Annotated in this window: 14 protein-coding genes; 4 read left to right on the forward strand and 10 right to left on the reverse strand. The window is 31.9% G+C overall.

What is annotated here, in order from left to right:
* Positions 1–568 precede the first annotated feature (568 nt).
* Positions 569–1,561, forward strand: a complete 993-nt coding sequence (gene xerA, locus EG339_RS15795; protein ID WP_123870923.1) for a site-specific tyrosine recombinase/integron integrase — start codon at positions 569–571, stop codon at positions 1,559–1,561.
* A gap of 2 nt (positions 1,562–1,563) precedes the next feature.
* Positions 1,564–2,190: a restriction endonuclease subunit S gene (locus EG339_RS15800; RefSeq protein ID WP_123870924.1), complete on the forward strand. Its 627-nt coding sequence runs from the start codon at positions 1,564–1,566 to the stop codon at positions 2,188–2,190.
* A 423-nt stretch (positions 2,191–2,613) separates the two neighbouring features.
* Here the strand turns inward: EG339_RS15800 and EG339_RS15805 are convergent, their stop codons facing one another.
* The 9 genes from EG339_RS15805 to EG339_RS15845 form a co-directional block, all read right to left on the reverse strand.
* Positions 2,614–3,279 carry a restriction endonuclease subunit S gene (locus tag EG339_RS15805; RefSeq protein ID WP_123870925.1) on the reverse strand — a complete coding sequence of 222 codons (666 nt, stop codon included), beginning with the start codon at positions 3,277–3,279 and terminating at the stop codon, positions 2,614–2,616.
* Positions 3,272–4,888 carry an HsdM family class I SAM-dependent methyltransferase gene (locus EG339_RS15810; protein WP_123870926.1) on the reverse strand — a complete coding sequence of 539 codons (1,617 nt, stop codon included), beginning with the start codon at positions 4,886–4,888 and terminating at the stop codon, positions 3,272–3,274. The genes EG339_RS15805 and EG339_RS15810 overlap by 8 nt, the downstream gene beginning before the upstream one ends.
* A gap of 3 nt (positions 4,889–4,891) precedes the next feature.
* Positions 4,892–7,960, reverse strand: coding sequence for a type I restriction endonuclease (locus EG339_RS15815; RefSeq protein ID WP_123870927.1), 3,069 nt, complete (start codon positions 7,958–7,960; stop codon positions 4,892–4,894).
* A gap of 148 nt (positions 7,961–8,108) precedes the next feature.
* Positions 8,109–8,429 (reverse strand): hypothetical protein, encoded by a 321-nt coding sequence (locus EG339_RS15820; protein WP_228459634.1) that lies wholly within the window; start codon positions 8,427–8,429, stop codon positions 8,109–8,111.
* Between the two features lie 24 nt (positions 8,430–8,453).
* The gene (locus tag EG339_RS15825) at positions 8,454–8,714 is read right to left on the reverse strand and encodes a helix-turn-helix domain-containing protein (RefSeq protein WP_123870928.1); all 261 of its coding nucleotides are present in this window, start codon (positions 8,712–8,714) and stop codon (positions 8,454–8,456) included.
* A gap of 638 nt (positions 8,715–9,352) precedes the next feature.
* On the reverse strand, positions 9,353–9,874 hold the full coding sequence (locus EG339_RS15830; protein ID WP_123870929.1) for an AAA family ATPase: 522 nt from the start codon (positions 9,872–9,874) through the stop codon (positions 9,353–9,355).
* Positions 9,875–9,894: 20 nt separating this feature from the next.
* Complete coding sequence (locus EG339_RS15835) at positions 9,895–10,248, reverse strand: bleomycin resistance protein (protein WP_123870930.1); 354 nt, start codon at positions 10,246–10,248, stop codon at positions 9,895–9,897.
* Positions 10,249–10,299: 51 nt separating this feature from the next.
* Positions 10,300–10,839 carry a Crp/Fnr family transcriptional regulator gene (locus EG339_RS15840; RefSeq protein WP_123870931.1) on the reverse strand — a complete coding sequence of 180 codons (540 nt, stop codon included), beginning with the start codon at positions 10,837–10,839 and terminating at the stop codon, positions 10,300–10,302.
* 178 nt (positions 10,840–11,017) lie between these two features.
* Positions 11,018–12,688, reverse strand: a complete 1,671-nt coding sequence (locus EG339_RS15845) for a helix-turn-helix domain-containing protein (protein ID WP_123870932.1) — start codon at positions 12,686–12,688, stop codon at positions 11,018–11,020.
* 399 nt (positions 12,689–13,087) lie between these two features.
* Here EG339_RS15845 and EG339_RS15850 point away from each other — a divergent pair, with 399 nt between their 5' ends.
* Together EG339_RS15850 and EG339_RS15855 are read left to right on the forward strand one after the other, a co-directional pair.
* Positions 13,088–13,516 carry a MauE/DoxX family redox-associated membrane protein gene (locus EG339_RS15850; RefSeq protein WP_123870933.1) on the forward strand — a complete coding sequence of 143 codons (429 nt, stop codon included), beginning with the start codon at positions 13,088–13,090 and terminating at the stop codon, positions 13,514–13,516.
* Positions 13,517–13,795: 279 nt separating this feature from the next.
* Entirely contained in the window at positions 13,796–14,125 is a 330-nt protein-coding gene (locus EG339_RS15855; RefSeq protein ID WP_123870934.1) for a hypothetical protein, read from the forward strand.
* Between the two features lie 57 nt (positions 14,126–14,182).
* Here EG339_RS15855 and EG339_RS15860 read toward each other — a convergent pair whose 3' ends face one another.
* Positions 14,183–15,526: a RagB/SusD family nutrient uptake outer membrane protein gene (locus EG339_RS15860; RefSeq protein WP_123870935.1), complete on the reverse strand. Its 1,344-nt coding sequence runs from the start codon at positions 15,524–15,526 to the stop codon at positions 14,183–14,185.
* Position 15,527 lies beyond the last annotated feature (1 nt).

A 15,527-nucleotide genomic window follows, 5' to 3' on the forward strand; every position in this document is an offset into this window, starting at 1 on the left:
AATTTTTAAAAATGATATTCCTTATAACAGAAAGATTTATCTCAAATATCGAAATAAATTATTGCAAGAGGTGAATTTGATGTCACAGAAAAAGTTTTAAAGAGCATCTTTAAATATTCTACAGCAAATTCTGTTTGATGTCATCAAGAGCTCCAATAGTTATTTAGCTATTAACAGATTTGATTGCACTATAATCAAGTTTTAAGTCTATTGTTTGTAATAAAGAATATCCTTTTGAATATTTTTTATGTGCTTAAACAGAATTGCTGTCAATTGAAGCAAACGCATCTGTTCTACATTTAAGAAATCTCAATCTGTTTTAAAACAATCAATTTTAAAGCCTCAAAACGATTAGTTAATCAATTTAAATAGTGCTCAGTAATTTCCAACAGCAAAACAATTTACACAAAACCAACACTTAGCCACTCGTGACTGGCTTTTGCCTATGCTGATGAACGGCAAGTAAAAGTTGATAAATAGTAAGATAAATTATCATTTATTGTACGACTATGGCTATTTTTGTTTTTCATTCCTTTGCGCCTTCAAAAATTTAAGAAAATTTAGTACAATGAAGGAATTAGTGAAGCAAGAAATAATTAATGCAATGCAAACAGTTTTAAACTTTCAACAGTTAATGATGCTTGAAAAGGTAATACATCAATCTTTTCATTCTGTGATAGTTACTCAAAAAAATAATACTGAAGAAGAGTTGGAAACTGACAATATAAGTGTTCTAAATTTATTTATTTCATCCAAAAAAGTGGAAGGTTGTTCTGAAAAGTCATTGAAATATTATTTTTCTACCATAGATACTCTGTTTCAAAAACTAAAAAAGAAAGTTACAGAAATCTCTACTAATGATTTAAGATTCTATCTTTCAGAATATCAGGAGGTAAAAAAATCCAGTAAAGTCACCATAGATAATATTCGTAGGATATTTTCAAGTTTTTTTTCTTGGTTAGAAGATGAAGATTACATTTTAAAAAGTCCTGTAAGAAGGATTCATAAAGTAAAGACCGCCAGAACCATACAGGAGGTACTTAGTGATGAAGATATAGAAGTACTTAGAGACAACTGCAAGCAGATAAGAGATTTAACACTCATCGAAATGTTAAGCTCAACTGGTATTAGAGTTGGCGAACTTGTAAAAATCAATGTAAAGGATATTGATTTCCACGAGCGTTCTTGTATCGTAACAGGTAAAGGAAATAAACAGCGTGAAGTCTATTTTGATGCAAGAACAAAGATTCATCTCAAAGAATATCTTGAAACCAGAAACGATGATAATGAAGCTTTATTCGTTTCTTTATCGAAGCCTAATCAGCGGCTTTCTATTGGTGGAATTGAAAGTATTTTGCGAAAACTGGGACAAAAAACCAAAATAAATAAAGTACATCCCCATAAGTTTAGAAGAACTTTGGCGACAATGGCAATTGATAAAGGAATGCCAATTGAGCAGGTTCAGAAGCTATTAGGTCATGTTAAAATTGACACAACATTACATTATGCGATGGTCAATCAGGCTAATGTGAAGATTGCTCACCGAAAATTTATTAGTTAACAATGAAATACATTTTTAGAATTGATGAAGTAGCAAAACTAAATCAATCTTCAATAACCAATAAAGATAAATTTGAATTAATTAATTATCTTGATACCAGTAGTATAACTAAAGGTAAAATTGATAGTTGGCAAGAGTTAAAACACAACTATCCAAGCAGAGCAAAACGAAAGATTAAACAAAATACCATTGTATATTCTACTGTGAGACCTAATCAAGAACATTATGGTTTTTTTAATAGTATCGAAAAAGAAAATGCTATTGTTTCCACAGGATTTGCAACCATTGATGTTTTCTCAGATAATGTGGAACCAATATTTTTATATTATCTACTCACACAAAAATGGGTAACAAATCATCTTCACACGATTGCAGAAAATTCTGTATCGGCTTATCCTTCTATAAATCCTTCTGATATTGGAAATTTAAGGTTCAGATTCCCTAATTTAACCAAACAAAAAAAAATTGCCAATATCCTAAGTGATATTGACAATAAAATTAACTTGAACAATCAAATAAATGATAATTTAGACATATGCAAAACGCTGTACGACTATTGGTTTGTGCAGTTTGATTTTCCTAATGAAACAGAAAGCCTTAAATCAGCGGTGGCAAGATGTTTGGAATGAAATTTTGAAAAGGGAATTCCGGAAGGATGGAGTCTGTATTTAATGATTGGATAGAAAAACAAAGACTGGAGATTTAAAGATAAGATTGAGGTATTATACGAAAAGTTTATTGTATTAGATGCTGACATTAATGATTAAACGCAAGTGAATTAAACCAGATATATTCTAAAAAATATTAGCTCTAAAACCATGATTTTTGTGAAATTAGGAAGTCAACAAATCTTAAGAAGTCTTAATAAATATTTGAAAGATTTTCAAATTATTTCAAACTTCTGTAAGCTATTTCTTTAAAAAAAATCATCTTTTAATTTTTACAAGAATATATCTTGATGCTAATTTTGGTTTATCATTATGAGAAACTCAATAAAAACTTTTCTATTTACCTAATCTTATCTTACCCCAATTAGTTTGTTTTATCAATCATTAAATACAGACTATCTCGGAATTTCCCTTCAAAATTTCATTCCAACATCTTGCCACCGCTTGATTATAGGCTTTCTTTTCTTGGAAATCAACTGACAAACCAATAGTCGTACAGCGTTTTGATATGTCTAAATTATCATTTATTTGATTGTTGAGTTCTATTTTATCATCTAATGATGATAAAACATTTACAATCTTTTTTTTAATATCCAAGGGAGGGCTTAGAATAGGTAATTTTCTGAGTGCCCCTAGTGATATGTAAGGTTGAGAAGATCCAGATTTAGAAAGATTAAGATAGTATTTGCCACAACTAGATTTTAAGTAATATTTTAACCATTCAGATTCTAATCTTGAATCTGTTTTAAATACTCCGACATTTTTTATAGCATAATTTGTATTTTTATTTTTTTCAAGGTATGTATAACCACAATATTCCCCAATCATACTTATAATTAGATCCCATTGATCAACCTTACTTCTTTTAATAATATTCTTATAGTCTTCTTCGGAAATATAATTTGTAGAATTTAAATCTAAAACTCCTCCTTTTATATTTTTTGAAGTAACCAATGGATATCCTATCTCAACAGCTTTTGGAGAATCGTGTGTTCCATCAGTAATATTTTTATACATTTTTTCAGCACTTACTAAATCCCAGTTACTCATACCTCAAACTTTTAAGCTGTTCCTGAATTTTTATGTCCAAAGCATTTCCCTCAGCAAAAAGACTTTGTAAATTTGTTTCAAAATCTTGCATTTTCTCTGCAAATTCCTCTGGCGTTATGTCTACATATTCTATTTTAACCTCAAAATATTGTCCTGCAGAAAAAGAGTAATTCTTTTCAGCAATTTGCTCCTTCGTTACCACAACTGATAAGTCTTCAACAGCCTGTTTTTGATTAAAGGTCTCTACAATTTTAGCTTCTTCTTCGGTAGTTAAAACCGTACGTTGGTTTTTGCCTTCTTTCACTGTTTGTCCCAGCTTGGAAGCATCCATTAAAATAATATGCTCGCTATCTGCTCTTTTATCAAAAAACAAAACAGATACATTTGTTCCTGTACTCGCAAAAATATTACTTGGCATACTTACTACACCACGAAGCCAGCCATTACTGATTAACCTTTCACGAATTTTCTTTTCAATCCCACTTTGGGCAGTAATGAAACCTGTTGGAACAACTATGGCAGCCTGACCTTTTTCACTTAAACTGTGCATAATATGCTGAATAAACAAAAGATAAATCGCCATCGATTCTTTCTTACTTTTCGGAACATTTGGAATCCCAGCAAAGAATCTTTGTTTAAAAGCATCTTTCTCCAAATCATCTCTAAAATCAGAAAAGTCTAACTTAAAAGGTGGATTAGAAACGATGTAGTCAAACTTTGTATCTAAATAAAAAGGCTGTGCAATGGTGTTAGTTTTAATAATATTCGGAATTGAATGCGTAAGGCTGTTCAAAACCAAATTTAGACGTAACATATTGCTCGATTTCTGTGAAATGTCTTCTGAATAGATTGTGCAATTCTTTTCACCAATTTGATGAGCTAAACTCATCAACAAAGTTCCCGATCCTGCACTTGGATCATAACATTTTACACCTTTTACTTCATCCGGCACAAGAATTTTTGCCATAATACGGGCAACAGCGTGTGGTGTATAATATTCAGCATACTTACCACCGCTATCTGTGTTGTAATCTTTAATTAAATATTCAAAAATAGTTGCAAAGAAATCATATTTCTGAACAAACATTTCTTCAAAAGAAAACTCAAACAATTTATTAATCAATGCTTTTGCAAAAGCATCACGTTGAGAAGCATCAGAGATAAATTGTGTTAGTTCATCAAATAAGGTATCTTTTGCACCACTGAATGATTTTACCGAAAATACATCTGCGTTTTCAATCGAAATTTGTCTTAAAGTATCATCAAATGTTTTTCCAAAATCACTGTCATTTTGAATTGCGAACAAATGCGAAATCAAATGATCCGGATGTAATCTTGGAATATTAGGATCCAAGCTTGCCAGTAGAAACTGATATTCGTCATCACTCATCTCACGAAGTGCTTTAGAAAAATTCTCAGCATCTGCAAGTTGAGGTTGCTCTTCTTTTACCGCAAAGCGGAATTTATCATTAAGAAATTTATATAGAAATATTTGCGTAATAATCTTAAATTCATTTCCGTCATTTCCCAGCCCGTAATTGGCACATACACTTTTAAGATTGTCGATTAAAGACTTTGTTTTTGTTATAAAGTTTATATCTTGAGTCATTATCTATTGATATTGTTGTAAATATTCCTGCGAAATTAATTGATTTATTCTTTCTGTGGTAGGAAAATCAAGACCTATATTTTCTTTTTTCTTAAATTCATTGACTACAATTTGCATCAGGTATCTCTTAAAGTAAGCTTCATTTTTCACCATTTCTTCCTGATTAGTAATGGTTTCATCTACTTGAAGTTTCACCTGCATCAATGCCCGGTGAAGTTGAGATTCTTTTGTATTTAAAGTTCCTTTTTCTGATAAGCGTTTGTGAATTCTGGCGTACTTATCGTCGCTATCATACTTAGCTTTTAATAAAGCATTTTTTCTATTTAATTCTTTAGCTTGGTCATAGATTTTCTGAAGAAGATGCATATTTTCTACCATATCTTCCTGAGTCACTTCACTAAGATTTTTTTTCTTGAAAATTCTTTCTAATTCAGCTCTAAGACTTACAAATTCAGGATCTAGCTGATCAAAATTAGTTTGTAAAGATTCTCTGGCTTTCCGTAGAATGTTTTTAAATTCATCAGCAAGTACCAATTCACTTTCATCGACTTTAACAAATTGAAAAATTATATCCTCTAAAGCTTCATTTAACAGATTTCGGTTAGCTTCCTCATTTCCGATGCTTTCTACAAGGTTTAGATTGTCAAGTCGATTTTGCGTTTCAATTAATAGACGATTGAGAAGTTCAAAATCTGTTAAGCCTTTTAAAGCTTCATAACCATTTAAGGCAATTAGGTTTTTTAACTCTTTTGCAGTTCGTAAAGCCTTTACAAGTCTAAGAAGTTCTTGCTTGTCATTTAATTCAGCAATTTGTTGAGAAAATAATTCTTTATTTTGAGTATCATAATGAAATAATGTATCTTTTATTTCTTCAATCTCTTGTCTAATTTCTTCTTCAGATTTAAATAGATGAGAGTACATTTCTATTTCATCACCCAGCTGTTCCTGTAATTCATCAAAATAGAGTTTATTGGTACGATCAAACGCCTTTGAAATGTCAGCAAAATCTACTACATATCCGTATCGGTACTTTTTGTAAGGACGATTAACTCTGGTAAGTGTTTGTAATAAATTATGATCTTGGATGACCCGCGCTAAATATAATTTTTTCAATCGTTTAGCATCAAAGCCTGTTAACAGCATATTATAAACAAACAAAATATCGACGTGCCCTTTTTTATACGCCTTTATAAGTTCCTTTCTAACCTGCTTGTCATTTTCATCGTGTAAAATTAAAGAAGCAGTCAATTTTGGTTCTTCTTTCAAGCCGTATTTTGCTCTTGGTTCTGCAACCATCAATACGCTTGCATCTGTTTCCTGTTCGCCATATTTCTCCTGAAATAAACGAAATAATTCTTTTGCCTGGTCTGCAGAATCACAAACTACCATCCCTCCTAGAGTAGTATCTTGCTGATCTTTACGGAATTTTATTAAATCATTACAGATATAATCTAACAGTGGCTCTGCAAACTTTGTATTTTTGTAGATGTCTTTTGCCGAAATATCACCTCGCAAAACTTTAATCTCATCAATGACATTCTGCATTTGCATTTTAAAATTGCCCTCTATTTGCTCTCTTATCAATCTTAGCGTATATCCATCAGCAATAGACATATTGTAGTAATATTTATGGATATAATTTCCAAAAAGTAGTTTTGAATCATAATCTTTTGCTACTTCCTTCAATAAAGGTGTTCCGGTAAGCGCAATTTTGATTGCATTTTTATCAGAATTAATAAGGTTTGCAAGATAATTTCCCTTCGGGTTATATGAGCGATGTGCTTCATCTAAAAAATAAATCCGTTGAACATTGATATCATAATTTACATTTTTTAGAACAGTAGCATCCTCAGAAAACTTCTGAATATTAACGACCGTAATTTCAGGCTTACCACTATCATTATGGATTGCACCAACAGTTTGTAAATCGTTCACAAAATCAGCTTTAGAATTTACCGGATTTACTTTTAAACCACGATTGGAAAATTCTGTTGAGGCTTGAATCAAAAGATCAAGACGGTCAACAATAAAATAAAACTTAGGAATAATGTGCTTCTTCGAAAAATAATGAGTTAAATGTTTCACATTATAAAAAGCCAAAGCAGTTTTACCGGAGCCTTGTGTATGCCAAATAATACCTTTATTCTGTCCTGAATCAATTTTTGCAGCGATTGCTTGTGTTGCAAAAATTTGCGGATAACGCATAATATGTTTTTGATAGACTGGCTTACCATTATCTTCTTCCTCTACATAAGCAATAGCAAACTGTAAAATAAACTTTAATCGTTCCTTACTGAAAAGAGAAGTAATAATTTTATTTGTAGGACTATTTTCATTCTTATTAGTTATAAAATCAGGATTATGCTTAACAACGACCAAATTATTATCTCTGAGTATTTCCAACTCTTTGTCTTCACTTAATTCTGATAACCTTTCTTTTACTGGATAGTCTAAATCTTCTCTAAAATAATTAAATAAGATATTAGAATAAGCAGAAGTTGCATAATAAGCTCCGAAAATAGGCTCAACAATTCCATCCTCATAATTCATATTATTTGAGAAGACCATCAATTGAGTGATGTTTGCAAAACGTCTAAAATGTTTATTTGCAAATCTTTCATTCATACGTCTGCGTTCAGCGATAACCCCATCTTTATTATGTGGTTTTTTTACTTCCACAAATGCTAATGGAATTCCATTAACAAGAAATGTGATGTCCGGACGATATTCTTCATCGCCAGATTTGCACGTTAACTCGGTTGTGATATGAAAATCATTGTTTGAAAAATTTTCAAAATCAATTAATTTAATACCCGAAGTTGATGTTAAACGTTCATAGAATTTTTTCCCAAGATCCTCAAAATCCAATTCCAAATTAATTTCATCCAGAACTTTTTGTGCTTCTGTTTCAGAAATACTATTTATCTCTGCAATTTTAGACAAAAAAATAGAGGGGAAAATATTATTTTCCTCTATTCTGTTTTGGTTTTTTAAAGAAATATATTGATAACCTAACCGCAACAAATGCAAGATGGCTGGTATTTTAACTCGTGAATCTTCGTTGAAAGACATTGGCTAATTTAGTTTTAAGTCTTAAAGATAGTAAAACGAGTAATTACATAAGCACTTTTGTAAGTAATACTTTTTAAATGGTGGTTTATCGAATCATATAATCCACTTATTATAATTATAGGCTTTTAGTAGCATCTTCTAATTGCTGTTACTGCCTTTTTGAAGTAGGCTTTAATTCCCCTGCAAAATCCATCATCGCCACCTGACTTCCTACAAACGGATTATAGGATGGCTGATAATCAATATAGCCCAAAGAATGAAGATTCTTCAGGCATTTATGGTAGGTGGCTTTTGAACGGATTTTACTAATACGCATCACTTCATCGCGGGAAATACTGACCGGATTTCGGAAACGGCTGAAATTCCAGAACTGGAATAAGGCTAAATAAAGGCTGATGTGTGAAGGATTAAGCGTTTTGTCCTGAGCCACCTTTTCATAGAAACCTGTGAGATGTTTTATGTAATTCATTTTTGGTCATTTTGGAGTTAACAATTATCCTTTACCATTTAGTAATTTTTCAATGTCTTTGTAATTGTAGTATAAAGTTCCTCCGACACGAGTATAAGACAGAGTTCCATTAATACGAAGGTTTTGCAATGTTCCGGAAGAGATTTTTAAAAGCTCTTTAACCTCTGATGAACGTAACCATAATTTCTGTTCGGAAACCTTGATATTAAATAGATTTTTAATGTCTTCTAGTAATTCAGTTTTAAATTCTTTAAGGTCTTCTTTTGTGATGAGGTTTACTAACATAGTTATTTCATTACTGTTTTTTTGATTAAAATTTCTTCTGCAAAGTTGGAGCATCAAAATCTTGAAAACAATAGTGTTAATCGTGGCTAGGCTAAATAAGAAGAGTCTGGATGATTCTGGAATCTTTGGAGATTAAAAAAGAATAAATTGGATGAGTTTGGAATCTTAAACCTGATTTCAAGGAAAACAAAAAACAAGCTCCGCAGTTTTTTCCCCTTTTTGCAAAAAAGGCAAAAGAGTCTTTGGATGTAAAACTTGAAAAGTTTGTATATACAAAGACACATCTTGCTGTACTAAAACTCAGATTTTTCAGAGCTTTGAAATAAATACTTAAAATATTGATTATTAGCATTTTTTCAATTTTCTGCTTTAGAAATAAAAAAGAATGAAAAGGAGAGATTCGTAACCTGCATCTTTTTTACGCAGGTTTTAGATTAACCTGTATCTATTTTACACAGGTTTGTAATTTGACTGTATAAAATTTATACAGGTTTTTAATTTGAGTGTACAAAATTTGTACAGTCTTTTGATTTGAGTGTATAAATTTTGTATACTCAATAGTTGGCAATAATTTGAAATATAATTTGACAATAGATATAGTTGAAATATGAGATTAATAGCATCTCGCTGGTTAGCTTTTATTTTTCCATATCAAGCATCTTATCCAATACTTGCTTTTTCCTGTTCTCTAAAGTTCCGCTTACTTCCAGAATTTCATTACTAAAATCTCCAATCCAGTCTTCTATAATATCATTTACTTCGTGTCTTAGATTGGGCAAATCTGATTCCTGACAGGATATTAAATCGACTTTTTCTATGGGAACAAAAATCAAGAGGTCTATTTCAGCAATTGTCGTGGTCATTTCTTCGTAGAGAGTTGATACATTTTTCCTTTTGTTAATTGCATAAATATATGCCAAGAGGTCTAATGGACAACGGTCAAAAATCACATTATCATCACTATTTTGTAGTTGTTCTACCGAAAAATTGAATTGCTCCATATAATCTTCCAACGTCGGTATTTCTGAAAACAAATATCCTTCCTCTTCAAGTTGTAAGTAAGGCTCATTTATAAATTCGTAATCAGGTAAACTTTCAGCAATCTCTTCTGCCAAAGTTGTTTTTCCGACTCTATGGGAACCTGTAAAAGCTATTCGCATAAATTATGTTCTAGAATTTTTTAATTTAATGTTTCTCCAAAAGTTATCAGATTGCTATCTGGGTCAAGAATAGAAAATTCTTTTTGTCCCCAAATTTTTTCTGCTAAATGTCCATTGGGATGTATTGCAACTTTATTTTCGATGAATGTGTTAAACAAATCCTCAATGGATGTTGTACGAATATAAATCTGCCCGTAATTTTCGTCCGGAACAAGGTTTTTAAATTCAAAAAAGTGCAACTGCAGATTATCTCTTTGTAGCATTAAATAATTATCAAACTCATTTCCAAAAACTGTAAAACCTAGTTTTTTATAAAAATTTAAAGTAAGTCCTTTTTGCCTCATTGGCAATTTTGCAATAATATCAGTAATCATTTTTTTCTTTCAAATTTCTATAATTAAGTTTGAAACAACACTTGATTGAAATCAAAAAATCACATTTGCTCTTACTCGGCTCAGAGTTTCTTGGCGCATTTTCAAATAAGAAGCAATCATATTTAAAGGGAAAATTTGAACGATTTGAGGTTTGTTTTTTAGAAGATAATCATACTTTTCAGTTGGATTCAAATTGCTATCATAAATATGAATTTTAGTAAACAACGAATTAAAAATCTTGTTGAGTTGCAAAAAGTTTTGTGAAATCGAAATCAGTTTGTGTAAGCTTTCTAATTTTAGTTCTACAACTTCCGATTTAGCAAATGCCTTTATAATTGTATTGGAAGAAATTTGATTCGTCAAACTATCAAAATTGAAAACCCAATCATGTTGAATATTCAAATCAATAATTTTCTCTTCATCATCAATCTTTTGAAGTTGAAAAAGAGCTCCGGTTTTGATAAAGAAAATCGATTTTGAAATTTCACCTTCAGAAAGAAGAACTTCATTTTTTTCAACGGTTTTAGTTTCAGTATTTTGATTGAATAATTCAACTTCAAAATCTGAAAAAACGCCCAAGCTTCTTAACATATTCCAATGATTAGAAATTAATTATCAAATTTACACAATAATCATTTCTCTTCATTTTCATTCAATCTCTTGAATCAGATAAAATCTATGAAATTGATTTAGGCAATGTCTAAAATGTAGATACAAGAAAACTTTACGATTTGAAGAGTATTTTAGACATCCATCCAACATAGCTAAATTACAATCTGTCATTCGCAGCAAACTTCTCTCTGCACTGATGTTGATACTCTTGCAGCGACATTCCATAGATCTCTGAAAACAGTTTTAGAAAGTTGGAGCGGGAGGCAATTCCACATAATTTGGCAAGAACTTCCGTTTTCTGATGAGCTGTTATAGGATCTTCTGCGAGCAATTCGGCAATATACTGGATGCGCAACTCACTTAGGTAACGGTTAAAATGCATTCCTTTCTCTGTGTTAATGTAGGCAGATAGATAGTTAGGGTTTGTCCCTACTCTTATTGCAATTTTTTTCAAACTCAGGTTCGGTTTCAAAAACTCTTTTTCGTCTTCAAATTTTTGTAGATTTTTCCGAATTCTGTTGCGAATCTCTGCACTCAACGTCCATTTTGGTGGCGAGACATCCGTTTTTAATTCCTCAATGTCAACACCCACACCCGCTAAGACCACATCGTATGTTTTCTCGGGTTTCTTTTCCAGATAAGCTTTGGTAGTCAACATGAGTAAGAACACACAGGCTGTCATCACTGCAGCGAGAGTATCTTTGTAACGTTTAGTAATACTCGCATATTCAATATTTATCCGCTCCACCTCAAATTGGGTAAAAAGATGATGTCTGTCTTCTTCGTTTATTTTTTCAATTTCGTGGAGGGTATTGGAAAAAGATAAGGTCTCATCCATATTTGATTTTTTAGGGGCATTCTTTAGTAAAATCTTATAGTTTTCCGTAAGCTCAGGAAAGAAAAAAAGGTGTTTTTGATATATAGAATCTACTTTTCTAAAAAAACTAAAGGATTCTTGCTGCTGGTGCTGAGCCAATTTATTCTTTCCCAAATAAAAGTAGATCACTGATACCCAGGCAAAATCATTTACCCTGAACAGTTCCGGAAGTGCACGATTAAGATCAGCAATACTTTGCTCGTAATTTCCTTTACGAAATTCAGAAATGCCTTTAGATTTAAGAAAATAGCTCCTTAACTGGACGAAATCTAAATCTTGGGTTATTTCCCTCTTGCCAATTTCAATTAAGTGGTCGGCGCTATCATTATCTCCCATTTGCTGGTAGCAATAGATAAGCTGATGTAAACTGTTATAATAGCCTTTGCGCATATTGTATAGGATATCTGGGGAATTATTTTTCAAAATCTCCTGTTTAAAAAAAGCAGAACAGGTCTCAAATTGACTGACCGCCTCATCATAATATCCCAGATAACTTTTCATTACACCCAGATGATATAATATATTATACTTTACATATGGGCTAGTGCTACGTCTGGCGTAGGATAACGCTTTAATATAATCATGCAATGCAGGTTGGTAATCTTTAAAATTAAAGTAAGACACAATTCCCCTTTCAAGATAAGCAGAGGCAATAAGATCATTATTACAACTATGCTGAGCGGAAGTTATTGCACTGTCTGCATACAGCTTTTTGCGGAATCCTGATGGCTCAAAATTCAGGGCATCTTGGTATGCATAAGTTAATTCAGAATAATTTTTTTCTTTTTTCGCGAGGTTAATTAAAAGGTCAACGTAAGAAAGTGCTGTAGTATCATTAACCTTCTGGTGATCATACTTTTTTCTGATTTGGTGATAGGCCACATTGCCTGTGCTCTGCGCAACCCATAATTCCGCAGTGGAAACCAAAAGCAATATAAACAACCTGAACATCTGCACGTTATCTTCATTTTATTATAACCTTTTATAAAATTACGTTATTTTTTATGGAATATCCAAGTGTTTTGTAAACTACAGAACTAAAATGCCATCATCATTGTTCTTATTTACACAAAATAACATTTGATGTGATGAATAAGCATTATTTGTCTTTTTAAGCACAATGTCTAATTCTAACTTATAATCACTTTTATGAAAAAAACTACAGCATATACCTATGCCGCTCTGCGATTTTGATACAGAGGGTCAGTTTATAAACTGGCATCAGACATAGGAAACAGGCATTGCAAATCATTTTTTTTGTTGAATTTCTGTTTTACATTTGATCAGTAATTGTAAGTAAAATAGACATACACATTACAAAGAAATATTGTCAACAAAAAAACTAATGTCGTGAAATATTTAAAAAAAATAATACCATTTGCGGTAAGTATTTTCTTTGTTATTCTCTTCTGCTATACCACTATAAGTAAGGTATTGGATTTTGAGAATTTCCAAGTTCAGATTTCAAAATCACCATTGTTGAATGGGTCTTTGCAATTCCTACCTTACACGATAATCATTGTTGAAGTTCTTATTGCAGGATTGTTATGCTACCGGAAAACGAGAAATATAGGACTGTTAGGAAGTTTTGTTTTGATGCTCCTCTTCACAGGATATATTGTTTTAATACTAAGTACAAGTAATAATCTTCCTTGTTCGTGCGGAGGAATTTTGGAAAAGATGAGCTGGCATCAACATCTGTATTTTAATATTGGTTGTGTCATTCTATCTGTTATTGGTTTAGGTTTAAATCTAAGATACAGCAGGCCTGCTGAGTGAGTTTGTTACCGTAATGGTTTACGGATGTTTATGATTGGAATTTGTTATTAATATTTAACCTTAAAATTAGACAGTCGAAAGCTGTTTAACAATCAAGATTTTTTAAATGAATTTATCAACAACAATTTGTTTGGGTATATGTAGAATAGGATATTTTGGTACGGCAAGATTCGTTAATCTATGGGTATAATTAATTTTTCAACCTACTCTTCGTACTTCTCAGACAGGTTTTTAAAGTTTTTAAGGTAATCTTTTTTGATGTATAAAAAGACCATAACAATGAAAATTAATCAATTTTTGAAAGTCAATGCAGTAGCTATTGCTGCTGTTATGTTTACAGGTGCTCTTATGTCTTTTAAAATGATAGAGAAAAAAGGAAAAGCTGTAGCACAGACTTTTTACTACATTAGCAACGATATGACCGCCAATGCATTTCGTGATGTTTCGCACTGGAGTACCTCAACGATTCCGACAGATTGTTCTCCTGAAGAACCGGTAAGACCTTGTAAGGTAACAGTTCCGGATGGCAGTTCACTGAGTGCTGTTTTAGGTTCTAAAACTAACAGTGAAGTTTTAGCAATATCAGAAGGTTACAGACCAGAACCTTAATAGGTGATTTGGCTAATAATTTGGGGTGGAAATTTCCACCCCATTTTTGTTAATAGCTTACCTCGGGTTCTGAGGCATTCCTGTCATTTTTATAATATCTTCAGGAATGGCTATCGCATAACGAAGGTCATTGGGTGGTAATATATAAGTTGTTCCATTTACAATTCTTTCCAAAGAAATCCCTGCGCCATCACGGTTATATCTTTTTAAATCTGACCATCGCAAGCCACGGAATAATAATTCTTTTCTTCTTTCCTTTAAAATAATATTCAACGCTTCAACTTGTGAATTAGCTGTCATCGGACTATACGTTCCTGTTTTCCAACGTGTTTTTAATAATCCATTCAAGGTTTCCATTGCCTTTGATACATCATTAAGTCGTGCATAACTTTCAGCTATATTTAAATAAACTTCATCTGTTGCTAAGCAGGTCATTCTCGTAGCACCTCCTGAATAGTTTCCTTTAAATAATATCTGTTGTGCTGTATTAAATCTGAAATAAATACTCTTTCTCAAATCATTATTGTCATAAGTGTTGTACAAGAATTGCGAGATTTTAGCCATAGAACTGGACAAAAACTGTGAATATACCATCGAAGAAGGAAGAAGAATTTCAATATTCATTGATTTTATTGGATAAGAATCGGAAGAATTCAAGGTGTTGAAATCTAATAATTTATCATTGACAGAAAGTGTCTGTTTTCCATATTCTAAGGCATTTTGATAATCTCCCATAAACAAATACGTTCTGGAAAGATAACCCAATGCAGTTGCTTTTGATGGTCGAATCAGTGCAATTTGTGCATCGGGTAATAGCGTAGCTGCCTCCTTTAGATCATTAATGATTTGACTATAAGTTTCTTTTAATGATGATCTTTTTGAAGGAATATTCATATCAGGATCTAACCTAAGTGGTAATCCTAAATCTGTATTTGCTGTATTCTCATTATATACCAAACAATAAATTTGGGTAGCTTCCAGATAAATTGCGGCTCTAAGAGCCAAAGCCTGTCCTTTTAAATTTTCTGCTCCTGCAATCTGATAATGTTCAATATTATACAAAACCGTATTGCATACATTGATTCTTCGGTAGCAGCTTCCCCAATCATTTTCATCGCTGCTGGATACTTCACTGGGTTGCCAGGTATACAGTCTTTTTTCAAATTCATTCGTCAAGTTACCATAATCTGCATCTGTAATATAAATTTCATCAGCCGATATTTGACCACTGATACTGTTTGAAAGTACTGTATTGAAAGTTCTGTCCATCAAGGCTTGATTATCTTCTAATGTAACAGGCGTAGCCAATCTGGAATCCGATTTTTCCTCCAAAAAATCTGAACAGGCTATAATGCTACATAAAGCCCACAAGGCGAATAGTTTTAAAAATATATTTTTCATA

Origin of the sequence: Chryseobacterium bernardetii, from assembly GCF_003815975.1 — a bacterium.
GTDB classification, from domain to species: Bacteria; Bacteroidota; Bacteroidia; order Flavobacteriales; family Weeksellaceae; genus Chryseobacterium; species Chryseobacterium bernardetii.